This window comes from Bacillus pumilus, assembly GCF_003431975.1.
Taxonomy (GTDB): Bacteria; Bacillota; Bacilli; order Bacillales; family Bacillaceae; genus Bacillus; species Bacillus pumilus_N.
In genome coordinates, this window is record NZ_CP027116.1 from 2,141,563 (window position 1) to 2,166,280 (window position 24,718).

The 24,718-nt window shown below is 39.4% G+C and carries 27 protein-coding genes, 1 other RNA gene, 2 pseudogenes and 1 riboswitch; of the genes and pseudogenes, 6 read left to right on the forward strand and 24 right to left on the reverse strand.

Annotated elements, in window-relative coordinates; translation table 11 throughout:
* Positions 1 to 40 precede the first annotated feature (40 nt).
* On the reverse strand, positions 41 to 1,306 hold the full coding sequence (locus C5695_RS11010; RefSeq protein WP_117730773.1) for a Y-family DNA polymerase: 1,266 nt from the start codon (positions 1,304 to 1,306) through the stop codon (positions 41 to 43).
* A complete protein-coding gene (locus tag C5695_RS11015) occupies positions 1,299 to 1,628 on the reverse strand; it encodes a YolD-like family protein (protein WP_117730774.1) in 330 nt (109 codons plus the stop codon). Before C5695_RS11015 ends, C5695_RS11010 begins: the two co-directional genes overlap by 8 nt.
* Before the next feature lie 146 nt (positions 1,629 to 1,774).
* Here C5695_RS11015 and C5695_RS11020 point away from each other — a divergent pair, with 146 nt between their 5' ends.
* Entirely contained in the window at positions 1,775 to 2,785 is a 1,011-nt protein-coding gene (locus C5695_RS11020; RefSeq protein WP_117730775.1) for a hypothetical protein, read from the forward strand.
* A 100-nt stretch (positions 2,786 to 2,885) separates the two neighbouring features.
* On the opposite strand, the gene C5695_RS11025 is transcribed toward C5695_RS11020, so the two are convergent.
* From C5695_RS11025 to C5695_RS11035, 5 genes and pseudogenes are all read right to left on the reverse strand, one after another.
* Complete coding sequence (locus tag C5695_RS11025; protein ID WP_117730776.1) at positions 2,886 to 3,455, reverse strand: SMI1/KNR4 family protein; 570 nt, start codon at positions 3,453 to 3,455, stop codon at positions 2,886 to 2,888.
* 1 nt (position 3,456) lies between these two features.
* Positions 3,457 to 3,600 (reverse strand): annotated as a pseudogene (locus tag C5695_RS20595) (HNH endonuclease); the annotation flags it as partial.
* Positions 3,567 to 5,222 carry a ribonuclease YeeF family protein gene (locus C5695_RS11030; protein ID WP_233230725.1) on the reverse strand — a complete coding sequence of 552 codons (1,656 nt, stop codon included), beginning with the start codon at positions 5,220 to 5,222 and terminating at the stop codon, positions 3,567 to 3,569. The pseudogene C5695_RS20595 and the gene C5695_RS11030, both read right to left, overlap by 34 nt.
* Positions 5,223 to 5,310: 88 nt before the next feature.
* Positions 5,311 to 5,445: a hypothetical protein gene (locus tag C5695_RS20835; RefSeq protein ID WP_262379018.1), complete on the reverse strand. Its 135-nt coding sequence runs from the start codon at positions 5,443 to 5,445 to the stop codon at positions 5,311 to 5,313.
* Positions 5,446 to 6,558, reverse strand: a complete 1,113-nt coding sequence (locus C5695_RS11035; RefSeq protein WP_117730777.1) for a response regulator aspartate phosphatase — start codon at positions 6,556 to 6,558, stop codon at positions 5,446 to 5,448.
* Positions 6,559 to 6,769: 211 nt separating this feature from the next.
* On the opposite strand from C5695_RS11035, the gene C5695_RS11040 reads away from it, so the two are divergent.
* Positions 6,770 to 7,015 carry a hypothetical protein gene (locus C5695_RS11040; protein WP_117730778.1) on the forward strand — a complete coding sequence of 82 codons (246 nt, stop codon included), beginning with the start codon at positions 6,770 to 6,772 and terminating at the stop codon, positions 7,013 to 7,015.
* 55 nt (positions 7,016 to 7,070) lie between these two features.
* Here the strand turns inward: C5695_RS11040 and C5695_RS11045 are convergent.
* The 12 genes and pseudogenes from C5695_RS11045 to C5695_RS11100 all read right to left on the reverse strand — a co-directional run.
* Positions 7,071 to 7,466 (reverse strand): annotated as a pseudogene (locus tag C5695_RS11045) (solute carrier family 23 protein); the annotation flags it as partial.
* On the reverse strand, positions 7,463 to 8,047 hold the full coding sequence (xpt, locus tag C5695_RS11050) for a xanthine phosphoribosyltransferase (protein WP_117730779.1): 585 nt from the start codon (positions 8,045 to 8,047) through the stop codon (positions 7,463 to 7,465). The gene xpt and the pseudogene C5695_RS11045, both read right to left, overlap by 4 nt.
* 117 nt (positions 8,048 to 8,164) lie before the next feature.
* Positions 8,165 to 8,264, reverse strand: a riboswitch (purine riboswitch).
* A 136-nt stretch (positions 8,265 to 8,400) separates the two neighbouring features.
* Positions 8,401 to 9,906, reverse strand: coding sequence for a carboxypeptidase M32 (locus tag C5695_RS11055; protein ID WP_117730780.1), 1,506 nt, complete (start codon positions 9,904 to 9,906; stop codon positions 8,401 to 8,403).
* 130 nt (positions 9,907 to 10,036) lie between these two features.
* Positions 10,037 to 11,974: an ATP-dependent DNA helicase gene (locus tag C5695_RS11060; protein ID WP_117730781.1), complete on the reverse strand. Its 1,938-nt coding sequence runs from the start codon at positions 11,972 to 11,974 to the stop codon at positions 10,037 to 10,039.
* A gap of 75 nt (positions 11,975 to 12,049) precedes the next feature.
* Positions 12,050 to 12,247 carry a hypothetical protein gene (locus tag C5695_RS11065; RefSeq protein ID WP_111290353.1) on the reverse strand — a complete coding sequence of 66 codons (198 nt, stop codon included), beginning with the start codon at positions 12,245 to 12,247 and terminating at the stop codon, positions 12,050 to 12,052.
* Positions 12,248 to 12,353: 106 nt separating this feature from the next.
* Complete coding sequence (locus tag C5695_RS11070; protein ID WP_117730782.1) at positions 12,354 to 13,508, reverse strand: THUMP domain-containing class I SAM-dependent RNA methyltransferase; 1,155 nt, start codon at positions 13,506 to 13,508, stop codon at positions 12,354 to 12,356.
* Between the two features lie 108 nt (positions 13,509 to 13,616).
* An RNA gene (gene rnpB / locus C5695_RS11075) (RNase P RNA component class B) lies at positions 13,617 to 14,000 on the reverse strand.
* 61 nt (positions 14,001 to 14,061) lie between these two features.
* On the reverse strand, positions 14,062 to 14,367 hold the full coding sequence (gene gpsB / locus C5695_RS11080) for a cell division regulator GpsB (RefSeq protein ID WP_012010336.1): 306 nt from the start codon (positions 14,365 to 14,367) through the stop codon (positions 14,062 to 14,064).
* 75 nt (positions 14,368 to 14,442) lie between these two features.
* Positions 14,443 to 14,985: an SLOG family protein gene (locus C5695_RS11085; RefSeq protein ID WP_233230726.1), complete on the reverse strand. Its 543-nt coding sequence runs from the start codon at positions 14,983 to 14,985 to the stop codon at positions 14,443 to 14,445.
* A gap of 49 nt (positions 14,986 to 15,034) precedes the next feature.
* Complete coding sequence (cotD, locus tag C5695_RS11090) at positions 15,035 to 15,271, reverse strand: spore coat protein CotD (protein WP_117730783.1); 237 nt, start codon at positions 15,269 to 15,271, stop codon at positions 15,035 to 15,037.
* 315 nt (positions 15,272 to 15,586) lie between these two features.
* Complete coding sequence (locus tag C5695_RS11095) at positions 15,587 to 16,834, reverse strand: ribonuclease H-like domain-containing protein (RefSeq protein ID WP_117730784.1); 1,248 nt, start codon at positions 16,832 to 16,834, stop codon at positions 15,587 to 15,589.
* Positions 16,835 to 16,858: 24 nt separating this feature from the next.
* A complete protein-coding gene (locus C5695_RS11100) occupies positions 16,859 to 19,105 on the reverse strand; it encodes a DEAD/DEAH box helicase (protein ID WP_117730785.1) in 2,247 nt (748 codons plus the stop codon).
* Positions 19,106 to 19,265: 160 nt separating this feature from the next.
* Here C5695_RS11100 and C5695_RS11105 point away from each other — a divergent pair, with 160 nt between their 5' ends.
* Positions 19,266 to 20,384, forward strand: a complete 1,119-nt coding sequence (locus C5695_RS11105) for an NADH-dependent flavin oxidoreductase (protein WP_233230858.1) — start codon at positions 19,266 to 19,268, stop codon at positions 20,382 to 20,384.
* 51 nt (positions 20,385 to 20,435) lie between these two features.
* Here the strand turns inward: C5695_RS11105 and C5695_RS11110 are convergent, their stop codons facing one another.
* Positions 20,436 to 20,942, reverse strand: coding sequence for a PTS sugar transporter subunit IIA (locus C5695_RS11110; protein WP_117730787.1), 507 nt, complete (start codon positions 20,940 to 20,942; stop codon positions 20,436 to 20,438).
* Between the two features lie 168 nt (positions 20,943 to 21,110).
* Between C5695_RS11110 and C5695_RS11115 the strand changes: the two genes are divergently transcribed.
* Entirely contained in the window at positions 21,111 to 21,530 is a 420-nt protein-coding gene (locus tag C5695_RS11115; RefSeq protein WP_117730788.1) for an Hsp20/alpha crystallin family protein, read from the forward strand.
* A 20-nt stretch (positions 21,531 to 21,550) separates the two neighbouring features.
* Here C5695_RS11115 and C5695_RS11120 read toward each other — a convergent pair whose 3' ends face one another.
* From C5695_RS11120 to C5695_RS11130, 3 genes are all read right to left on the reverse strand, one after another.
* On the reverse strand, positions 21,551 to 22,000 hold the full coding sequence (locus tag C5695_RS11120; RefSeq protein ID WP_117730789.1) for a YppG family protein: 450 nt from the start codon (positions 21,998 to 22,000) through the stop codon (positions 21,551 to 21,553).
* A 108-nt stretch (positions 22,001 to 22,108) separates the two neighbouring features.
* The gene (locus C5695_RS11125; RefSeq protein ID WP_233230727.1) at positions 22,109 to 22,489 is read right to left on the reverse strand and encodes a YppE family protein; all 381 of its coding nucleotides are present in this window, start codon (positions 22,487 to 22,489) and stop codon (positions 22,109 to 22,111) included.
* A gap of 49 nt (positions 22,490 to 22,538) precedes the next feature.
* Positions 22,539 to 22,772 carry a DUF5446 family protein gene (locus C5695_RS11130; RefSeq protein WP_233230728.1) on the reverse strand — a complete coding sequence of 78 codons (234 nt, stop codon included), beginning with the start codon at positions 22,770 to 22,772 and terminating at the stop codon, positions 22,539 to 22,541.
* A 196-nt stretch (positions 22,773 to 22,968) separates the two neighbouring features.
* On the opposite strand from C5695_RS11130, the gene sspM reads away from it, so the two are divergent.
* Positions 22,969 to 23,073 (forward strand): acid-soluble spore protein SspM, encoded by a 105-nt coding sequence (gene sspM / locus C5695_RS11135; protein WP_012010346.1) that lies wholly within the window; start codon positions 22,969 to 22,971, stop codon positions 23,071 to 23,073.
* Between the two features lie 23 nt (positions 23,074 to 23,096).
* Here sspM and C5695_RS11140 read toward each other — a convergent pair whose 3' ends face one another.
* Positions 23,097 to 24,053 carry a DUF2515 domain-containing protein gene (locus C5695_RS11140; protein WP_117730792.1) on the reverse strand — a complete coding sequence of 319 codons (957 nt, stop codon included), beginning with the start codon at positions 24,051 to 24,053 and terminating at the stop codon, positions 23,097 to 23,099.
* A gap of 46 nt (positions 24,054 to 24,099) precedes the next feature.
* Between C5695_RS11140 and recU the strand changes: the two genes are divergently transcribed.
* The gene (recU, locus tag C5695_RS11145) at positions 24,100 to 24,717 is read left to right on the forward strand and encodes a Holliday junction resolvase RecU (protein WP_117733103.1); all 618 of its coding nucleotides are present in this window, start codon (positions 24,100 to 24,102) and stop codon (positions 24,715 to 24,717) included.
* Position 24,718 lies beyond the last annotated feature (1 nt).

A 24,718-nucleotide genomic window follows, 5' to 3' on the forward strand; every position in this document is an offset into this window, starting at 1 on the left:
CCTAATTTCATTTTATCTAAATTCAATGTTTATTTCAACTTTAACTTTGATGACCGCCTGTTAAACCAGCTCTATATAACGCTGTACCACCTTTAGTGTATGAAACTGCCCTCAACAACGCCTTTGATCCATATTTATTTCTAATGCCATCCATAACATAACCCAGCTGTCTTTTCTCTAATCCTCTTTCATCAAATAAAGTTAGCTGCTGATTAAAATCCTCTTCAATTTTACTTAGAGTAACGGAAATGCTTCTAACTGTTTTATGTTGATAAAACGTGTTAAACAACTCCATGCACGTCTTATATATGTCCATAGTGATATTGGTAGGACTTTCAATTGTTTTACTCCTGTGAAACCCTCCACCATATTCCTCTTTGCTGTAGCCTATGCCCAAACTGATTGTTCTTCCCGCTTTCTTATGATCCCTTGTTCTCTTAGCAACCTCTTCACATATTTCCAAAATGACAGCTTTTATTTCGTCTTTAGTTGTATAGTCTCTGAGTAAGATTTGACTCTTTCCAAAGCTCACTTGTCCCTGTAAGACTGGAGCGCCTATCTCAGACAAATCAATTCCCCAAGCATGGTGGAACATTTGATTCCCCATTACTCCGAATTTATTTTCTAAGATTTCTAAGGGATACTTCGCTAATGCGCCAACTGTGAATATCCCCATTCGATTCAAGTTTTGTTCCATTCGTCTCCCAATTCCCCACATTTTAGAGATTGGTCTAACTGGCCATAGTTTTCCTGGAATATCTTCATATCTCCATCTAACAATACCGTTCGGTGCTTTCTTACTTTCTAAATCTAGGGCAAGCTTACTGATCAGCATATTGTCACCAATTCCAATTGTGCAAGGCAATCCAAATTCTCGCATGATAGCATCCTGGATGTGTTCAGCAATTTCTTCCACACTGTTCCACATTCTCATAACTCCATCAACTTTTAAAAAAGATTCATCGATTGAATAAGTGTGAACATCACATTCTGGTACGTATCGGTAAAACAGCTGTGTAATTTTCGTTGAAACGTTTATAAATGTATCCATTTTGGGATTAACAACATGGATTCTTGGATCATCAGGTATTTCAAACAGCCTTGAGCCAGTTTTAATTTTGAAATCTTGCTTGAGTTTAGGGCTTGCTGCTAACACGACACTCCCCTGTCTCTCTGTGTTGCCCACTACAGCTAAATAACACTCTAGTGGATCTAAACCCATCATAACTGCTGATATGGAAGCATAAAAAGATTTCATGTCTACACACAGTATCTTGTGACGTGGAAACTTGGTGTAATCAATCATAAGAAACACCCACTATGTCATCTAACAAAACAAAGTGTATATCATCTGACATATCCTTTATATGTAGCATCTTCTTTTCGTAATTGATGTATTGTGTGAAACCTTTAAGTTGATTGACAACTCCTGAATCAAAAATTGAAAAATTCAACACCTTGTTAACACTCATGGCGTAAGCAATTGTTGCTTCAAATTCTTCTGCTTGCTGTTCATCTATAATTGGTTTATCTATTTTTTTCGTTTCTGCTAGATCGTGTTTAAGTCGTGCAACATGCTCAGGTAACATCATAGCTGTCCACTTAACCGTACCTCTGTCTCTAAGCATTTAATCACTCCTTCTTGAATGATTAAATAGTAACAGAACAAACGTTCTTTATCAATCAGTTTTAGGAACTTTTGTTCGATGTAAATATTGGTATACAAATTCTATCCTTCTGTTACAATTTATGTATAACAATTAGGAGGTTAACAATGTCACTTACAGCGAACTTAAGCAAAGTGCCACAATTCAAAGAAATAGTTGCTGCTATTGCGCCTAAAAAGAAAGATTTCAAAACTGCAAGTGGGAAAAATCCCTTTTCTAAAGAGTATGAAACGTTAGTACCTTATACATTGGAGAACCCATCTGATGCAAGCTTAATAGGGACTGCTTTTGATTACTTAGCGAGGTTTAGAATAGCCCAAATAATAAATCTAGAGATGAGCTTTAAAGAACTAGTTGCCTATAACGGACTTAAAAAATTGCAAAAATTCACTGGGGATAATAGTTTGGAAGATAAATATTATTCAACTATTCAAAAAGACATTGATACCTTTATTAAAGGCGAACAATCATTGAACAATGAGGTTTGTGTGACAGCCTTAAAACTTGCGAACTTAGAGAGGTACTCTAGAGCTAATATACTTGCAGGTGTTAGCGAGACTGATATTTTCGATATACAAAGAAAGGACACGCTAACTAATGAACTAAATGGATTAATGAATACATTCGAAGAAAAATTCATTGGTAGTGGATTTATTAAAACAGACAGCAAAGTGGTTTTCAACCCTCACTTTGGCATTGCTTCCCTATTGGTTGATGGTGCAGATGCAGATATTCTAGTTGATGATGTACTTTATGATTTCAAAGTAGTTAAAGATGTGGGATACAAGTCTGCGGATGTTCTTCAGTTAACTGGATACTTTCTACTTAATAAACTTTTAAAAGAAATAGAGATCAACTATGGCGTTTCAGAAAGTCTTCCTTTTGATGACATTGAATTCAGTAAGATTTGTCTTTATAAAGCAAGATTCGGTGAATGTGAATACTTTGATTTTAAGGATATCAACGAGCAAGATATTCGTGCTGCGCTTATTAGACTTGCTGAATACTTTTTAAACAATCCTGATAAAACAGTTAAATATACAATGCTAAAAGCTCATCCAGGTTATGATTTAGAAGAATATGATGATGCTTTACGTTCTATAGTTGATTCAAACTAAGACACCCCTTGATGGGTGTTTTTTAATAATAGAAAAGGATGCTTTTTAGCACCCTTTAAACTTAAAAATCATTAAATTAAAAGTAACATTTGTCTAACTTTTAATCTCTTTCCTTTAACATTTTTAAGAGATCGTCACTAAGTTGGATATCAATATCTTCTATATCAATATCTTCATCATCATCTTCAACAACAAATAACCCTTCAATAAATTCAGTAAAAGTATTAGCAATCAGGAACATATCCTGTTCTCTATCTCTAAGTTCATGATCCCAAAAGTAAATCTTCCCTTGATTTATTTCACTAACATCTAAACAAATTAGGTCTCCGCCGTCTGCGTCTGCGATAGGAATTATTTGTTCTGGCAGTTGTTCTTTATATGTTTTTATGGCTTCTCGTATATCATAATCATTCTGCTCCAACCCATAAAACAATTCGACTGGCACTGATTCACCAACTAGCCACACTGGTTTTTCTCTTAAATGGGTATATACATTGTCCTCAATCCAACATTCCCCGTATTCACTAATAAAACTCTTATAATCGGAAGAAATATGAAATCCGTTTTCTTCTTCTATTTTTTTCATTTCGTTTAATGAGTTATTTGTTTTGGTTGATCTAATATCAATAGTGTATTGATCAAGTTTGTCTTTAATCCGTTTAAAGCTCATTTTAATAGCCTCCTCTTAAGTCTGATGCAGCACCAATATGTGGCACATTTTTATGTAAGTCAGTCGGAACAAGCTGTATTGTTTTATTGTCTAAATGATGAGGAGTTAGCTTCACTTTTGCAAGCCATTCTTTCGCCTCATGTTGAGATTTAAAACCATACTGTTTTTTAGTTTTTTATATACCAAACTAAAATCAGATTTTTCACCAGTTAATTTCCCCTCTTTAAAATGAAGTCGACCCTTTTCCCAAGGAGTGAAATTTGGGCGTTTATCTATAAATTCAACTGGTTTTCCTCCAGTAATGGCCTTTACTTTTGGGTTATCTGAATACCATTTCCCGTTACCTGGCACACCTTCCCATCTTCCATTCGATCTTGGAAGACGAGTTCTTGGGTTTTTTATTCCTTCAGCCAGCATTACTAAACGTTCTTTTAAAGAAGCTCCGTCTACAACATTATAAGGAACATTTTTAATCCCTGCTAGTTGATGCTTTGGCGAATAAGGTAGCAAGTCGTTGATGGTAACGTTATTAGCGAGATGCTTAGTTTTATTCACACCACTTACAACAGCTGTTTTCGTTGTTGCTACGCCAGTTTTAGAAACAGAACCTAAACCTTTCGTTCCGAATATAGAAGTGGCTATGGTACCTGTTGCGTAGCTAACCCAATGTGCTCTCGAATAAGAGTCACCGTTTACCATATCTCTTTCATAGGAGTCTGAAATCGCCTTTCCAATCGCCTTCGACGTTTCTATTGGATGAGAAACAGCCGTTACGACTGATTCAACGGCACCCCCAGGGTCTGTTACAAGATCGTAGATGCCAACTACTGTATCTTTCGCCACATCGTATAGACCAACTGCAGCACCTTTTACACTATCAACGAATACCTCTGATGCTTCTTCCTGTGCTTTGATTTGAAGGAGCTGGCTGTAATACATTTTTTGATCGTAAGAAAGATTTTCATATCCAATTTCATCGACAATCTCAAAGTATTTCGCTTCTGATATACACGAAGGATCATTGAGCTTTTCTTTCAATTCTTTAATTCTTCGTTTCTCTTTTTCTTCTTTTTTCACTTTTAAATAGGCTTTCACCTGTGCATCGATTTTATCATGATTCTTGTACACAGCTGTTTCATGAAATGCTTTTGCATCATAATACATAGGCTGAGCGTTCTTTCCTTGTCCTGTAGCAGCCATCATTTTTGCATAAAAAGTTTTGAGGTGATTCTCAATCGCTTCTGACTTTGCGTATTCTGTTTTTAGCTCATGATCTATTTTATGTAAAACATCAATTGTCTCTTTTCTTTTTTTGTTCGCATCGTCTAAATGTTCATTGACCTCTTTACTTGAAAATGTGTGTAATTCAATTAAATCACTGATATCGTCAAAAATAGTGGAAAGAGCATCTTTTTGTTCTTTGACCATATCTTTATTATTCTGAATGCCTTGCTTCAATTGAGCGTCTAAAAAGTGCTCATCAATAAATGTGCTCCCGCCTAATGATTCATCATCAAGCTTTCCTTTCACTCCATCTAAAAAAGCCTTTTGCATCTCGATAAAATCAAGATAAGTGTCGGTGTAAAGTGCAAGATCATTATAAAAAGCTTTGATATTATCTGCACCTTTCCCGGTAAATTCATCACCTAACCCCGACACACTTTTTAATGCTTTTTTCACAACTTTCATTTCTTCTTGAAGCTGTTCATATGCCTTTGATCTTTTCTCAACAGCTGATATAAGGGAGGGAGCATCTAATATTTTCATATAAATAAGACTCCTTTGTGAAATATTCTTTTACTAGAATACCACAAGGAGCCTTATACTTTAATCCATTTTATCTATTTTTAACCATTCACCCTCCAGAGCTACCTCTTGATGCAACTGTTTGGATATCCTCATGTTGAGGTTGAATTAAACCATTTGTAAAGAAAAGTGTACCTAGTGCTATCACAGATATTGATAATGTTATGAATATTGATTTTTTCATTTAATTCACTCCTTTTCCTACATACTGGCTTGCACGTAAGGCTTTTTTATAGTAATCCAATGAATGTTGAAGCAAGCCTCTTCTCTCTAAGTACTTCGCCACATCAACCAAGATTTCCTCTAAATCAACCCATACTCTTTTTTCTTCAAGCTCTGAGCACAAGGTGTTAATATTATTTATTTGCGATTCAGCAACATCACAAGCAAGCTCTTTCAATAATTTAAATTTAACCTTGAAAATTTCATGATCAACTTGTTCAGACAAGCTATAACCACAATCGATTAATTCTATTGCTTCCTTACTTTGAGTTGATATTTCAACTCTAGATAATTCGTACAAACATCTCAATTTCAATAAATCGTTTTTTTCGATTTCTCTTCTATAGCTTAAGGTGCGCCTGTATAGTTCGGCAGCATCTGAGTAATTGCCTTTTTTACTTTCTAAAAATCCCATATTGTAATACAGGTGTATGATTAAGTGATTATCGTCTATTTTCTTAATCATTCCCTCTGCTTCATTAAAAAGGTCACTTGCATCATCATATTTAAATTGATCTATTAAGTTTAATGCGTGAAGTAACCTACAGTTGATTTGTCTTTTGACATAAGTTTCATGTGCATTAAATGTATCTGTAGCGATTTGAGCATGATATTTAGATAGGAAAGTCATTTTCAAATCATAGAATAAAACAGCTAATTTATAATGGAATTCAGCTTTTTCTATTTCATCATCAACATAAGCCAACTTTTTTTCGGCTATTCTGAAGTAGCTTAGTGCCTTATCATAATCTTGTAAGTAGTCATGATATATCCCATTATAAAAATAGAAGTAATATGACATGAGTTTATTTGTTTTTTCTTCTTTTTCGTCAGGAGCGTTTCTCTCAAAGAACGGCTTGTCTAAATTTCTGCTAATATTCTGAAGTTTTAGCTTAAGTCTAAAGCTCAATAGTTGATAATACAAAAGAATATCTTGATTTTCTTCCATTGATTCAATTGCTTTGTCTATGTCATCTTGCATCTCAATAGCTGCTGATAAATCCCCTTTTTGTATGGCAAGATTCCAAGTATTTAACATGTTCCCTACCTTCTGAGAGGCTATTAATCTTGTCATCCTGTTACCCCCTTGTAAACAATTCTTTTGTATAATTTTAACATGACATTTACAACAAATGTAAAGTTAAGGCAGTCATTTTGTAAGTTTTCGGTATACCGCAAAATGTTTATCTATAAAAGATATGTTTTATGGGAAACAAAAATTTAATAAAATACAAATTACATACATAGCAAAGTGTGGTATCATAGACTAAGAGGAGGTGAATATGATGACAGAGTCCATACATAGCGAAATTTCTGTAAGTGATTTTATAAAGTCGAGTTACATACGTGTACGAAAGTTTATTGAGGATACTCTAGATTCTTTAGAAATTGATGAGGCAGAGAGTGTTTCGAAGTTCTCTAAAGGAGGATATAACATAACAGTTTATTCAAGAAACAAGCCATCGGATGAAGCTATCGATCAAACTAATAAAGCAGTAAATCAATTGATGAACAACTTGTCTATAGACTAGAGCCTATCGTATGGCTCTTTTTTCATGCAAACCTTTGTTGTACCCAATCAATACCGCTTACGACAGACCCTGTCACGACAGGCGGGAAAAATTTCACAAGCTTCCCAAAGAAAAAGGAAAGCAGAATGATGATACATCCCGAAGCGATAATACTTCCATAGATAGATGAAATCCCGTATTTAGAACCAATCGCAATCATAGGAGAAACCGCAGTAAATGTACAGCCTAATACAACAGGCAGACCGATACCAAAGAATCGGTTTTTCCAAACTTGAAGAAGCGTGGCAGCCCCGCACATGAAAATATCTGCCGAGATTAAGTAAGTCAGCTGTGCAGGTGTGAGGCCGAGTGCCTCTCCCACAATGAGTGGTACAAGAACGGCACCTGCATACATCGCCAGCACATGCTGAATCCCTAGCGAGAGTGTTTTCGCTTTTTTAGCAGCACTCATGATTGGACCTCTCGTACAAATGTGACTTTCCCTTCCTCAAGTGATTCAATACGTGCAAGGGATTCGACGCGGTAGCCCATTTGAACAAGCGCATCTCTTCCTGGCTGGAAAGACTTTTCAATGACAATGCCAAATCCGGCTACTTTTGCTTTCGCCTGCTGTGCGATTTTAGCAAGTCCTTTAGCCGCCTCACCGTTCGCTAAAAAGTCATCAATGATTAAAACACAATCATTTTCACAGAGATGTGTATTTGAGACAGCGATGTTGCTTTCTACTTTTTTTGTAAAAGAGTACACGCTTGCTGTTAATAATTGATCTGTTAGTGTCAGTGACTGACGTTTTCGAGCAAAGACAACCGGTACTTGTAGAGCAAGTCCAGCCATCACAGCAGGTGCAATGCCAGAAGATTCGATTGTGATGATTTTTGTAATGCCATCATGTTTGAATAGTTTAGCAAACTCTTGGCCGATCTCATGCATTAACGCAGGATCAATTTGATGATTTAAAAAGGCATCTACCTTTAACACTTGATTTGATAGAACGATTCCTTCGTTCTCAATTTTTTGACGTAACAATTCCATCATTCTTCCCCCTAGCATATTGGCAAACATTCATTTTTTTGCATAAAAAAAGCATTGCTGTCCATGAGGAGCAAGCAATGCGAAAACGATCCACGGATCTTCAGCTCAAACAAGAGCTGTTTCATTTTGCTCACTCATAGTCGGACTGTATCGGTGTCCGGTAGAAACTTGCGTGCCATCATCACGCGATTATATGAGTGTTATAGTGTTCAAATTATAACAAGATTTCAGACGCTTGGAAAGCACTTTTCTAGAAAAATTCCGAACTTAAATAATAGATCGGGTTCAAATGTTCGTTTTTAGAATATTCAAGCATCAAAAAAGCACCCTTCTGAGCAAAGGGTGCCTTTCATTTAAGATAAATACAGTTTCGTATATTTATCCGTTAAATAATCGATTAAATATTGAACATTTAATTCCTCACCAGTCGCATCCTGAATGATTTCAGATGGCTTCTTGCGTTTTCCATGCTGGTGAACATGTTCTGTGAGCCATTCTTTTATCGGTGCAAAAGACCCATTTTGAATCAGCTCATCAAAATTCGGTAAATCTTTGATCATTTGATGCTTTAATTGCGCCGCATACATATAGCCAAGTGCATATGAAGGGAAATATCCAAAGCTACCATCAGACCAGTGAACATCCTGCAAAATGCCGAGGGCATCATTAGGAGGCGTAATACCAAGGTATGATTGATATTTTTCATTCCAAAGCGCAGGCAGGTCTTCAACTGCTACTTCTTCATTGAAAATCGCTTTCTCAATTTCATAGCGGATGATAATATGGAGCGGGTATGTGAGCTCATCTGCTTCAATTCGAATGTAAGTCGGCTTCGATTCATTCACTGCATGCACAAAATCTTCTAATGAGACATCTTTAAATTGTTCAGGAGACGCTTCTTGCAGCTTTTGATAATGCGTTTTCCAGAAGTCCTCATGTCTACCGATAAAATTCTCAAAGAAAAGAGACTGCGATTCATGGATTCCCATTGATGTACCGTCACATAATAGCGTTCCGCTCAGCGCCTCATCAATATTTTGCTCATAGATGGCATGACCACACTCATGAATCGTGCCAAAGATCGCCATCCGAAAATCATGCTCATCATAACGGGTCGTCACACGAACATCCCCTCTGCTTAATGTCACAGCAAACGGATGAACCGTTGTATCTAGACGTCCTGCGTCAAAGTCATACCCTAACTCTTTTAAGAAAAAGAGACTCAGCTCTTTTTGCTTGTCGATCGGGAAGCTTTTCGATAAAAATGAAGTATCTGGTTTATTTGGCGAGGCTTCGATTTTTTTCACTAGAGGAACGATGGCCTCTCGAAGTGCGCCAAATTTTTGATCGAGCTGTTCAACTGTCATATCGGGCTCATAATTATTAAGCAGCACATCATATGGCGTTTTTTTCACGCCCCAATATTGGATAAACCGCTTATTAAATTCAATGAGCTGCTTTAAGTATGGTGCAAAGAGTGAAAAGTCTGATTTCTCCCTTGCTTCTACCCAGACATGCTCTGCTTTTGATTGCAAAATCGAGTATTCTTTAAATTCTTCTTTTGGAATTTTGCTGCTTTCGTCATACTCTTTTTGTGATAATTCAAGCGCCTTTTGTGTATCTTTTGACAGCTCATCTCGGTGTTTACTTAATGCGTGAAGAAGATCTCTCATTTCATCAGAAGTCTTCATATTAAAAATATCACTTGATAATTGACCGATCGTTTCAGCTCTGAAATCAGCGCTTTTTTTAGGTGCCTGAGTTCTAGAGTCCCAATAAAGTAAATGGAGCGCCTCAGTATAGTGGGCGATTTTTCCTAGTAATTGATAAAACGCTTTCTCTTTTGATTCAAGACTCATGCGTTTGTTCCCCCAATCAATAAAATATGTATGTACGTTTCAAGGCTACTTCAATAAATGTTCTTTTGTCAATGAAAAAGGAGGATACACAGATGGTATCCTCCCCTCTTTCTCGCCGTTCATATGTGATTTAAGATGTGATGATTGGTTTCACTGGCAGAACGGATTCAATTTTACTTTGAAGCTCCGTATCTTCCTTACGGTCAAAATAAATATGAATGCTTCCTGCATCTTGGCTTGTCCGAATCAGTCTTCCAATACCTTGTCGTAAGCGCAGCAGCATGTACGGAAGGTCAACTTCAGCACGAGCATCCTTTGCTTCATTCCGTTTCGCCTCAAATACCGGATCATGAGGTGGGTAAGGAAGTCCCCAGATGACCACATTTGTTAGGGATTGTCCTGGAATATCCAGCCCTTCCCAAAGGTGAACAGAGCATAGCACAGATGTCTCATCTGCTTGGAACTTTTGAACAATCGTACTGATTTCCTCGTCTCCCTCAAAGTACACGTGGAAAGGCAATGTTTCATCCGATGCCTCAAGCTGCTTTCTAAAGAAATGAAGTTCATCAAATGAAGGGAACAAAATGAGAGACCGTCCTCCGTTATCTTTCAGCTGAGTGATCACTTGCTGTCCTTTTGCCTCTTGCTCTTGAAGCTGCTGAATCCCATGGAAATAGATCTTCATTTGCTCATCGTAATCATACGGTGAATCCACACTCATTGATAAGTAATCTTTGATACCAAGACTTTCAGCTAAATAATCAAAGGATTGATTTTCAGACAATGTAGCAGAAGAGAAAATGTATGGTCTTTTTTGTGAGAATACTTTTTCTCCAAGCACCTCTGCGACCGTTTTTGGCATAACAACAAATGTCGTATCTAACTCCTGCTTTTCAAGCCAGCTAATTGCATTTTTTTGATAAAGCGATAGTGAATACGCCATTTGTTCAATGTACTCTTCCACAACAGACAATTCGTATTGGTCAATTGTATACATCTCAGATTCAAACACAAGTGCTTCCCCGATTTTTTCAAGCAAGTCACACAATTCACTTGCAGAACGCTTCACTTCATCTACGCGGCCAATTTCGAGTCGATGTGAGCCCTTGATTTCTTTGGCATGCGTTTTTAAGAGATAAAAGAATTCATCGTTTGTGGCAAGTGCATCTTCAACGAGCTCGGCAAACTCTTCGCGTATATCGTTTTGCAGCAGGCGTTCTAAAAATGTTTCGAGCATGGACTGCTTCACTCGGTACGTGAGTGCTTTTTGTGCAGCAAACTCAAGCAGGTGCCCTTCATCAAATACAACAGAACTATGTTCAGGAAGCAGCGGCAGCTGGCCCTCACGTTTGCGGGATTCCTTCGTCCACACATGCTCCATGTAAAAATCATGAGAACAGATGATAAGATCAGTTGCTTTCCGGTAATGATCTCTTGATAAATTCAGACCGCAGCGATGACGCATATCACATGTCAAACAGTCCTGAAACGAGTCATATCCAATGCGTGACCATTCATCATTGGATAGCTCTGGATATTCTTTTCGATCACCATACGGATAAAAGTTTTGCATACCATGTGATTCATGAACAAATGAAGGAAGCGATTCATAAATATCGAGCCATTTCTCATCATCTTCACGCTGCATGGTTTTCTCTAGTTTCTTTAAGCATAAATATTGATCATGCGATTTACTTAATCTCGCATCTATTTGAATATCAAGGTGATTGGCAATTTTATAGATATCACCCTCTTGTTTCACAAGCTGTTCAATTAACGTTTCGTCTGCACATGCAATAATCGCAGGTTTTCCTGTATATCTTGCATATGTGACCGCAAATAATAGATAGACGATGGTTTTGCCTGTTCCTACCCCGGCTTCGGCAAACATCACACTTTTTTCTTTAAAGGCTCTTTCTAGTTGAAAAGCCATAAATATTTGTTCATCTCGAAGATCAAAGCCCTTTTCTGGCAAAATGTCATAGAACACATCACCAATCCAGTTGCCCAGTTCTTCGTAAAAATTATGTTCTTTTGATAATGAAAAAGGCAAACGAGATGCTGTCACCTGCTTCAACCCCCAACTTTTGAATCATTCAGACATTCAATAGTAACATTTATGATGGGGAATGACAATCTTTTTTTACGATCGCAAACGATGTTGATAGTTTTCCTTCATTAAAAATGCATGCTCAGATCTCTCTATGTAAGCTTGAGCAAGCGCTAAATCTTCGATAGCTGCCGTAAGCTGAGCAGATTGTCCACCTTCATGCCCTTCTATTTCTTGAGCAGTCGAAGTGAGTGCTTTTTGGATTAACTGAATTTGATCATAATGAATCATGAAGACACCTCTTTTTTTAAAATCAAGTTCAGTTTATTCCGTCCTGTGAAGGTTTATACCTTTTATGCAATAAAAAAGCCACACCATCTATAGGTGTGACAATTTTTTATGATTCCGTTGACTGTTTTCTAGGCCGGCGTTTTCCCCAATATTGATAATAGTCTGTTTTAATAAACCCATTAAACAATTTTCTTTTTTTCGTTGCTTTTCTACCGAAGCACTCTTCGAACTGTTCGTGTGACGTTAAGATGTAAATGGACCAAGTGTCTAGGCTCTTAAATGCCTCCCCCATGCCTTGATACATTTTTTCAACAGCTGGTTTGTCACTGAGTCGTTCTCCGTAAGGCGGATTTCCGACAATCACACCATACTCTTCTTTTGTTTGAAAGTCTTTGACTTGCATTTGTTTAAACTCAATCAATTCACTTAGTCCAGCTTCTTCTGCATTCATTTTTGCAATGTCTACCATCCGGTGGTCGATATCACTTGCAATAATGCGGAGTGGTTGATCATAATTTGCTTTTTCTTCCACTTCATGGCGCGCTGTGTTCCATACATCTTCACCGATCCATTCCCAAGACTCGGACGCAAACTCTCGGTTAAATCCTGGGGCAATGTTTTGTCCTATCATGGCGGCTTCAATAGCGATTGTTCCTGATCCGCAGAAAGGGTCAACAAACGGACGGTCAGGTGTCCAGTTTGTTAATAGGACGAGTGCAGCAGCAAGGGTTTCTTTAATAGGTGCTCCGCCTTGATCCGCACGGTACCCGCGCTTATGAAGACCCACGCCAGATGTATCAAGAGTAAGCACGGCTTTGTCTTTTAAAAGTGCCACCTCAATTTTGTACTCAGGTCCTGTTTCTTCAAGCCATTCAGACTGAATGTTGTATGAGGATCTGAGCTTTTGCGCAATTGCCTTTTTGACGATACGCTGACAATCCGGCACACTGGCAAGCTGTGATTTCACAGATTTACCGATGACAGGAAACGTACTGTTTTTCGGTAAAAAAGAAGCCCAGTCAATCGCCTTTGTCTGTTCAAACAGCTCATCAAATGTTTTTGCCGAAAATTCAGCTACTTGTACCTTGATTCGGTCTGCTGTACGCAGCCAGAGATTTGCACGGCAAATCGCAAGAGCGTCTCCTTCGAAAATCACTTTTCCGTTGTCTACCGTGCAGTCGTAGCCAAGGTCTCTTACTTCTTTTGCAACAATTGCTTCAATTCCCATTGGAGCTGTTGCGATGAGTGTATAGGTTTTCATTGATTTATCACCTGTTTTCTCGTCCTTTTATGTATTCAAGATAAAAGCTCTCCATATGTTGAAATAGGAGAGCTTTGTTTCATCATGTTTAAAATAACGGATATAACGTTCTGTAAGCCATGTTTTGTTCCATCGTACTGCAAACGGCAAAAGCCTCGTACTCAGGTGGTAATCATCTATCTACAGAATTCTCTGTCCTTCTCTCCGTTTGGTTCCTTTGAGAAAGTTCCCCTACCAAGTTTGGGTTTCTCGCTCGAGGGGTTTACCGCGTTCCACTCTCACCATTTCTAGTGAGACTTCGTCACTGTGGCACTTTCAAGGATACTTTGCCATATCCTAAAAGGACGTAGGCATTTTTCCTGCCGTCAGCCTTTCCCAGACTGCCCTGGCTTATTTTTTCGCCAGGCACGAACACTACGGGCATCTCAGCACCGTGCGAGCATGGACTTTCCTCTGCAATGTCTAAAAGCATTACAGCGATTACCCGAACGTTAATCAATAAGCGTTATTATAAACGACAATGACATCTGGCACAAGCCTTTTTCAGCAAAACTCAATCATAAAGTTTACTGCCGAAAACGTGTTTTTCAAGGTTAGATAGTCTTTTTAAAATATCAAAGTTTGTTGTATTAGACTGTGCAGGCTGTCTTTTCCCTTGTTCAACGGCTTCTTCAAGCTGTTTAGACAAGTGAAGGTTTTCTTGTTGAAGCTTTTCGATTTCTTGGTTGAATGTCTCATAGTCTTTAATGACCATATCTAAAAATTTATCGACTTCTTCTTGTTTGTAACCTCTGACACCTGTTTTAAATTCTTTTTCTAAAATTTCTTTCGCAGAAAGCTTTACTTTATCAGCAAGCATCTTTTTCACCTCATATCGTGAATTCATAGTATATTTTTTCAGAAATACGTGACGTTGTCAAATTTTCTCTTGCTTTTAGTCAAAAAACGGATCTTCTGCCTCAACTTGTGCTCTAAGATCATCCATTGTGATGTACATAATCGGGTAGTCGGTATAGGTTTCCGCTTCTTTGATCATGTACTTTGGCGAGCCGTCATGCTCAGGATCATAAAGGGCGAGAAGGCCATCTGTTTTCTCAATAAAAAAACGGTTCTTTTGTTTAAATTGTGCCGGACTTTCATACGGTCTATGCGTAACACTTTCTACAAAATCGGCCTGTGTAAGAATCCCTTCATACAACTCTTTGTTTTGTTCATTCCAGCGCTCTTCCTGTTCATAAAATGGCGTGATGACAGCAAGTTTTAACGCTGGATACTCCTCTTGAAGCTCAAATACCACTTCAGCTGTCCAGATTTCTGTGCCAAGCTGGCCTGATATGAGCACCCATTCGAGTCCTTCTTCAATCAAGGCTGTCAGCCTTTTTCGAAGCTCCGCTTTTATGTATTGAAGTGCCGGCTCATCTTGTTTGAAGATGCCAAGCTCAAATGGCTTGTACCCTGTGACAGCAATAATTTTCATTTTTTCACCTGCTTTTAAAAAAAGGGACTTATAAAAGTCCCATTTCACTTTATCTGTTACAGCAAGGTCCTCCGCAGTTAAAGTGTTGATGTGTTGCCGGGTCCACCTGAGAAAACGTATGCGGGAAATAGTGAACATGTTGGAAATTTTGATGATGAACATTTGTCACATGCTGCGGATGGATATGCGGCACAATTGTTGTTGACTCGCTGTGTGTACAGCAATGATTCGTCGGATGAACAATTGGCTGTGTAACGTTCGGCTGGCAATGATGATGATGGTGCATGTAGCATTCCCCTCTCCTTAATTTTCTTACATTAACAATGTATGAAAAAAGAGGTGTACATGTACTAATGCATTAACCTATTTTAAAAGTTTGCAAGAAAAACATCCTTGTAATTTGAAAACACAAAAGCGACCAAAATGACAACAAGAAAAAACAAGTAGAAAAGACCCTTATACATGCTCTACGCTCCTCATTCAATATCTAACGTTATTTTACAGGATTCGTGACTTTTCTACAATAAAAGTGCTAAACAATTTTTATTTTCGGCCGAGAGCCGAACGTTGTCATGTTTTGCGCTTTCCCGGGCAATAATGTTTATTGCCCAGCTTTCCTCAAAAGCCTTTTTTTTCGCTTCTCAAGTTCTTCTGTGTCTCGCTGACTTAACGTTGAGAAAGTTAATAAAGATTCAGTAATGGATAGAGCTGACCTTGCATCTTTCTGGCGGTGCTCTTTATACTTCGCAAGCTCTATACCCGCTTTTAACGCTAAATGGGCATCGCTTGATTCAAATAGCTTCCCCCATATTTGAACCGCTTCATCCCACTCGTTTTGTCGTTTATATTGTAATGAGAGATCATAAGACGCCTCATTTGCATGCTCAAAATCGGCATTCGTTAATTGTTGCAAATGCTTCGTTGCTTCCTGTACATCACGATGAGCAAGGTGCCATCTCGCGAGCGCATATTTCTCATTGTGTTCCTTTACTGCATCATTAGATAGTATTTTTTTGGATAGATGAATGTAGAGGCTGATTAACGATAAAACGTCTAGTTCATTATGAGTCAAGATTCCTTCAATCAGCTTCGGGTTCTGTTCCTTTAAAAAATGAAAATAGATCATCGGTGCCAAGAACCCTGGCGTATCGCCTTCACGATGCACGTGCAGCTCTTCTTTTTCCACAACGGATAGCGCCATTCGTTCATATTTATGCTTCCACAATCGTCTAGATCCGTGCAGAAGATCAAAATGGCCGAATTCAGGAAGTGCAGGGATTTGATCGCGTAATAGCGTATGTCTCGTTTTCACTTGAGGCCAATCGAATGATTTCCCATTATATGTAACTAGCGATTCTACGTTCACTTCATCGAGAAAACTTTTGTACAAAGCCGCTTCATTTCCTGGATTGGTGAGTAAATGCTGTTTCACCACCACTTTGTCGGAAAAGACCCGTGCATGTCCAAGCAAAAAAATCATATTTCCCGTACCGCCAGATAATCCTGTTGTTTCTGTATCAAAGAAGAACAGCTCATGCGGCTCGTAACCTTTAGCAGATAGCGAATGCTGGATGTCGCTTTCGTTCCACGCCTCGATGATCTTCGGCAGTTCCGCAAATGAATAAAGTCCATGCTGATCTTCTAAAGAATAGGTGACTTCTCGAATGAGACAAAAGGAACCCTCAAAATGATAAGGAATTGCACCTAACTTTTCCCATTCGTTTAAAAATGGGATCTTTTCTGAAGTCACAGACTGAGGTGGCCCTTCTACTGTCTTCTGCCGGTTTTCATGAGTCTGATTGTGCGATAGGTGTTTCTTCATTCTATTTAATTTCCCTTTTAAAGACATGAGCTGGTACGCTCCTCCTTTCCTTTAAAATACGGACATCAATTCAACGATGCTGCTTTTCCCGTTAACCTCTTTCATTTCCATGCCAATGCAGGATGGACAGCCATTTTCACAGCGGCATCGCTCAATCAGCTGAATGGCTGCGCCTGCGATTTCATCGAAACGAGCTTGTACTTCCTTACTTAAGCCGATTCCGCCAGGATAATGGTCATATAAGAAGACGGTAGGTTTTCCGGTATGTGCCGCTTTAATTTGTGAAACAACATGTATATCTGAGCGGTCACACATCACAAAAGCAGGTACAATGTGCTGAAGAACATTTGCAATGCCTAGAAGCAGCTGTTCAAGAGTTTTCTCTTCAAATCTCCGCTCTGCCTCGTGTAATTCAAACCAAGCCGCACTCGTATGAATTTCTTCTTCCGGTAAGTGAATTGGACCAGAGCCGATATTTTCACCCGAGCTTAACCGGATTTTTTTAAAAATCGTCGGCATTGCGTTGACGGTCACATCACCGTAGTGAACAGATACAGCTTCCTTCTCTGTCGTCTGATCGATTTCAAGTACCTTAAGTTGAACAGCTAAATTCGCATCTGTATAGTATTCTACATCTACTTGTTTCACATAAGCCTTCAGGTGCTCGTAATCTAGCTTTTCCACTTGATACTGAACCCCTTCATGTAAATAAATGGCTTCATCATGAAGCAGCGTCATCGCACTGAAACGGTCCATCTCTCCAATAATCCGAACATTCGCCACATCTGATTGATCCACAATTACGACATTTTCCTGGCTTGCAGACCGGAGGCTGATGTCATGCGCTGGGAACGATTGATCTGACCAATAATAGCGGTTCCCGCTAAAATGAAGAACGCCTTCCTCATGTAAGTATTGCAAAATCTCTTCTACATCCATCTCGCCAAACTGTTCATCTTCTCGAAACGGGAGCTCGTAGGACGCACATTTTAGGTGATCGACTAGAATGATGAGATTTTCAGGATTGATTCTTGCCGATTCAGGCGGTCTGTTAAAGAAATATTCAGGGTGTCTGACAATATATTGATCAAGTGGTGACGAGCTTGCGACCATGATAATGAGCGCTTCCTCATGACGCCTTCCAGCTCGTCCTGCCTGCTGCCATGTACTCGCTACACTGCCAGGATATCCGGTCATGATACAAACCTTTAGCTGACCTATATCCACCCCTAATTCTAGAGCGTTCGTACTGACAACACCTAGAATATCACCTTCTCTTAATCCTTTTTCAATTACACGCCGCTCTTTTGGCAAATAGCCTCCGCGATATCCTCGAATCGATTTTGGACCGATCTCTTTTTTCACTAGCTCTTGAATATGACTTAAAATTACTTCTACTCTTACTCTGCTTCTAGCAAAAACAATCGTTTGGATTTTTTCTTTTAAAAACGTTTTAGCCAATTGATTGACGACAGTGGCGGCACTTTGTCTAATATTTAATGGCTTGTTTACGACTGGCGGGTTGTAAAACACAAAATTCTTTTTACCGCTAGGTGCCCCGTTTCGTTCGATCAGGTGCACTTTACACCCCGTTAGCTGCTGCGCTAGCTCTTTTGGATTTGCAATCGTTGCGGAAGTACAAATAAAAACCGGGTCACTCCCATAAAATGTGCAAATTCGCTTTAACCTGCGAATGACATTGGCCACATGACTGCCAAATACGCCTCGATATGTATGAAGCTCATCAATGACAATATACTTCAAATTTTCAAACAAGCTGACCCATTTCGTATGATGAGGCAAAATGGCTGAATGCAGCATATCTGGGTTTGTAATGACAATATGCCCTGCTTGTCTAACTCGCTGCCGAATGGCTGGGGAGGTATCCCCGTCATATGTTTCACTATGAATCGGAATATCCATCTCGTCGATGATTTCGTTGAGTTCACTTTTTTGATCTTGTGCGAGCGCTTTTGTTGGGAATAAATAAAGGGAGCGGCTTGTCTGATCTTCTGCGATAGACTGAAGGACGGGCAGATTGTAACAGAGTGTTTTACCTGAAGCTGTTGGTGTGACAGTCACCACATGCTCTCCGTTCATCACACGTTCAAAGGCTTCCTTTTGATGAATGTAGAGTTCGCTCACGCCTCGTTTCTCAAGCGCCTTTTTCAGCCTGTCGTTTACTCTTTCAGGCACCGGAGAGGTCTGTGCAGGCTTCGCTTCAATTTCATGCCAATGCTCGACCTGTTCGTCTTTCTTTAATTCTTCTATGAGTTCGTTCATTGTTTTCTTTTTCATATTGCATCACCTCTCATTCATAGTGTACCGAATATTTGTTTGCATGACTAGGCGGCAATTTTTTGATGCGTAGCTTTTGAGCAGATATTTTGAACTGTTGTAACAGTTTCTATTACACTTCTATAGTGAAATGATTTTATCAAGGAAGAAGATGATGAGATTGAAAAATGAATTTAAGCCTTTGTTTGAACCTTTTACATTCCCAGGAGGCGCCTCTATTGATGGCCGGTTAGTGGTTGCACCAATGACACACTTCGGTTCTCATGATGATGGCACCATTTCAAAAGATGAAATTGATTTCATTACGGCGAGATCAAATGAAATGGGCATGGTTATTACAGCATGTGCGAACGTGACTCCAGATGGTAAGGCATTTGAAGGACAGCCTTCTATCGCAAGAGATGAAGATATACCCGGCCTGAAAAAATTAGCTTCTGCCATTCAGGCAAAGGGAACAAAAGCCATCATTCAAATTCATCACGGCGGCTCTCAGGCCCTCCCTCACTTAGTACCAAATGGTGATGTGGTTGCTCCGAGTGATGTGTTTAAGGATGGAAAACAGATTGCACGCGCTTTAAAAGAAGAGGAAATTCCCCATATCATTGATTCTTTTAAAGAAGCGACTAGACGAGCTATTGAAGCAGGGTTTGACGGCGTGGAAATCCACGGAGCAAATGGTTATTTATTACAGCAATTTTATTCTCCACATAGCAATCAGCGGACAGATCAGTGGGGAGGACATGAAGAAAAACGTCTAGCCTTCCCTATCGCTGTAGTAGATGCAGTGAAAGAAGCAATTGAAGAGCATACGACAACACCATTTATCTTTGGATATCGATTATCCCCTGAAGAACCAGAAACGCCTGGTTTAACGATGACAGAGACGTTTACCTTAGTCGACGTTCTTAAAACTAAAAACCTTGATTATTTGCATATCTCTTTAATGGAGATTGACTCTAAAGCAAGACGTGGTGCAGATTCTGATAAGACACGTATGGAGCTGCTAAAAGAACGCTGCGGGGATAACCTCCCACTCATCGGTGTGGGCAGCGTCATTACTGCTGATGATGCACTAGGTGCTTACAATCAAGGGATTCCACTCATCGCTGTCGCAAGAGAGCTGATTGTCGACCCAGATTGGGCGAAGAAGATAAAAGAAGGCAGAGAAAACGAGATTGAAACTGTCATTAAACGCAGTCAAAAAGACAAATATTTGATTCCAGAGAGATTATGGTCTGTTATGGAAGCGAGTCAAGGCTGGGTTCCGATGGAAGATTAATGTCATTAAAAAACTACCCACATATGATTGGGTAGTTTTTTTGTGTCATGACTATTTTAATTTAACGGTAAAAAGCTTAGATGTCTGTTTTTCAACAGATCTCTTTGGTTCTTTATCAAGTCGCTCGATCAAGTCACCATTCATAATCACAATCGGTGTCACTGTGCTTGCCGCTTTCTGTTCAATCAGTTCTAAATCACATGTAATAAGGGGATCACCGATCTTCACTTTATCCCCTTCTTTTATGTGTGCTTCAAATCCTTCACCATTTAATCCTACTGTTTCAAGTCCGATATGAATCAGAAGCTCAAGCCCTGAGAGTGTTCGAATGCCAATTGCATGTTTTGTATGGAAGAGTTGGATGATTTCACCCTCTGCTGGTGACACAATCGTTCCATTTTTTGGTTTTACTGCTACGCCGTCTCCCATCATCTTTTGAGAAAAAACAGGGTCTGGTACATCCGTCATATCCATTAACTCCCCATCAGCTGGAGAATAAATGACTTCTTCCTTTACATCATCTTGGTTTTTTCCGAAACCGAATAATTTTTTCAGCAATGTCAATTGCTCCCTTCAAGCTTTGCTTCTAGATCTATTCCGCGTATGAAACGCTACGCTCATACACCTTGCTCCATTCAACACTATTTAATCATAATTTTTTCCTCTCATCAATTGATAACCGCCTGAGCCCTTTCTGCATAGGCTGTAGATGAGAGGTGATTCAAAATGAAACATGAAGGCGAGAAAAAACATGAATTGCTGGCAAACGAAGATATTCTCTATGAAGCGATTGAACAATTTTTCGCATCCTCCCCATTCCATGAGATATTAAATAGTGCGGAGGCGCTTATGACAACATCGCATTCACTTGCATCGATTACGACCGATGTGACAGAAGATGAGCAGTTTGTCTATATCGAGATCCAGTTTCCAGACCATTTTGTCGAAGGGGATATTGCGCTTGAAGTAAAAGCACAATATTTACACCTATCCGTGCAGGAGAAAATCAAAACAGATACAACGTCCTCGTATTCGAGCTTTACCAAAACCATTTTAATGCCGGCAAAAATAGATGAAACGAACATGAAGAGCGTGTGGAAAGATCAAACACTTCGTGTGACGGCACCAAAGCAAAGAGCCCAATAGATCGATCTATTGGGTTTTAGCTATGCTTTAAAAATGCTTGTAAATCCTTTCGCCAATGAGCCTACTTGATTCATCGTACTCATCATTTGCCCAGCTGTATCAAACATTTTGTTAAAGTCGTATTGTCCATTCGTCTTCTTGAATTGCGACAGCACACTTTTAAATTGAGATGATTGCTGTTTTTGCGGTCTTGGCAAAGGATAAGGGTTCATAGGCGGCTGCATAGGCATCATGCCTGGCGGCTGCATCTGGGGTTGATTCATCCCTTCAGGTGGCTGAAAAGGCGGCCCATTTTCTTGGTAGTAAGGCGGCTGATAGACAGAAGATGGTGCCTGATTCATTCCACCTTGATGTGGCGGCATGAAATATTCTGGAGGCTGGGGAGGCTGCTGCTGCATATCTGGATACGGAAATGGCCCTTGATTGAATGGGTTGAATTCATAAGGCTGCTGGTTTGAATAAGGGATCATACATCTCGCTCCTCTCGCTCTCAACACATAGTCTTGTCACTCATATATTATGATGAAAAGCAGAAGATGTGCCTAAAGCAGCTATAAGAAAAAACGCAGCATATGTCTTCAGCTGCGCTTGTTGATTTCTTCTATTAAAAGGTTCAGTGTGTAAATCACTGACTCAACTAAATTTTTCACACGGGGTGCATGCTGTTTACCAAAATAAGATTGCAGGACAACCTCTTTTCCATTTTCCTGTACCGCCTCAAGCTGTTCTTGGTGTAGATATCTAGGTTTCGCCAGATGAATAAACGAGATCGAAGCAGTGAGCCATTCTTCCATTTTCTGATCAAATGTCTCAACGGCCGGCTGAATGTCGGTGTGAAAATCATATACGGGGTATTCCTCTTCAGCCTTTCCCTTTTGGTACTGTTCATACGCTTCTTCGATCCATACTCTCAGCTCTTGTGTACGTTTAAGTAACGTTTGATTATCCAAAGTGTTCACCTCTATAAACCATCCTATCAAACGTTTCCTGATTGCTCAAATAGAAAAGCTATCCTGCGTGGTATGCTGGTCTTGCCGTCAGTTTATACTCGGCTGCGTGAATCTTCACTTCACAGTCCTTTACTTCTGATTCAAGCCGGTCTATCATTTGTTCTTGCTCCTCTAAGGCTGCATGTGTTGTCTTCGTCACCGCAAGAGACAGCTCTTCTTCCACGGCATCAATTTTCCGCTCGATTTCCTCTAATAACTGCATAATGGATTCTTTTGATACAAATTCGCTCATCATCAGATTCCTCCTTTATCGTCTCTCGTTACATTCTCTTTTCTTTCACACCCTCCTTCACACATGACAAAACTAGAAGCAAATCGCCAATCTAAGTGTCGATGAGCGCTATTTCTTCCTTTTCGACATATGCTTGTCCTTCTTTGTATGATTGCGTCCGATTGTGTAAATTCTAAGGACAAAGGAGGTAGATTTCATGAAAAAGCAGCCAGCACCAAAAGAGCAAAAGCCAAAAGGGAAAGAAAACAGTACAGATCAGCTTGATAAAAAGCTCGGCGGTCCAAATCGACCATCCACGTAAAAAAAGCAGGTACCCCCTGCTTTTTATTTATGCAAAAAATAGTGCTCTAATGAAAAAAGAAAACGAAGCTGTCTTTTTTTTTGAAAATACCAGTCGGTCAGCTCAATTTGTTTTGGTAACGTCTCTCGATCAAACAAGGATGGACTCAATTTCTTTTGAAACCAATCGTCCCTTTGATCGTCTAATGAATGTGTCATCACCGGATAAACCGTGCGAAGAAAAGGTGTTGATCTCCTAGCGATTCCCAAAAACGACTCAAAGTCAAACCGTGACCCTGTATGCGGCACGGTATGCAAAAAATGATAAAAATCCGAAAACAAATCGGCTCGAAATAATAGTTTCGCTAGTTTTTTCCCTAATGTAATCCGCTCCTTTACATGGGAAAACTTCCGTATGGTTAACCCGTACAAATGCCCGTCCACTGTTGGAAAAACAACGGTTTGAAAATGTCCCCACTCGCTGAACAGATATTGAATCGAGTGAAAAACATTCTTTTTCAGAAGAGGATTTTGTATAATAGGAGATTGTATAGTATATTGTTCATTTATGATGAGTGCATACAGCAGGCGCTCTGTGTCATACTCTAGCCAAAAACGTGCCCACTCAGTACGCATAAAACGAGAAACAGAAAAATAAGGAAGCAGATGAAACAAAGGCTTACTGCATTTCTTAGACCATTCATACAAAAGAAGCTGAGGATAAGCGTCTGAAAAGATCAGCCAATTCGCTCTTTCATATGCTGTGAAAAAAAGGTGTCCCTCTTGATCTGTTAAACCTGGATGGAAGAGCTCGCCCTTTAAATCCGTCATGGACCATCCAGCATTTCTTGATACAAAGGAAGCAAGGAGCGACCATTTCATCTCTGGATGACGATCATAAAAGCGCTTGTACGCATTTGTCCTTGTCAGATTGTCTTTATTTTTCACCTTTGTTTCACGCAATATATGCTGAGTGATAATGTGCTCTTCTTGTGACAACATAGAAATCTCTCCAATACAAAATGCATTAAAAGGAGGCTGAAACATGATGATTCGGTATCCAAACGGAAAATCGTATCAGCCCATTCAACAAATTGGGACAAAAAAAAGAATCAGCGGCGAATCCTCTTATAGTAACCGCGGGATGACACTTGAGGCTGACTTGAATGAAACCAACCAGTACTATTTGGTTAACGGGATCGCAGTCATTCATAAAAAGCCTACCCCCGTTCAAATTGTGAATGTGGATTATCCAAAAAGAAGCGCTGCTGTAATCAAAGAAGCCTATTTTAAACAATCATCCACAACGGACTATAATGGGGTGTACAAAGGGCGCTATATCGATTTTGAAGCAAAGGAAACCAAAAGCACCACCTCGTTTCCGCTCAAAAACTTCCACGACCATCAAATTGAGCATATGAAACAGGTTGAAAAGCAAGGCGGTATTTGTTTCGTTATTATATCCGCATTTGGCTCCGTTTATTATTTGCCCGCTTCAGATCTCTTTTTCTTCTGGGAGCGGCAGCAGCAAAACGGCCGTAAATCCATTAGCAAAGACGAATTAATGGAAGCTGGCCACTTAATGACACTTGGATATTCGCCAAGAATTGATTATATTAAAGTAGTGGAGACACTTCATTTTTCGGATGAAAGTGAGCAGCAATGAC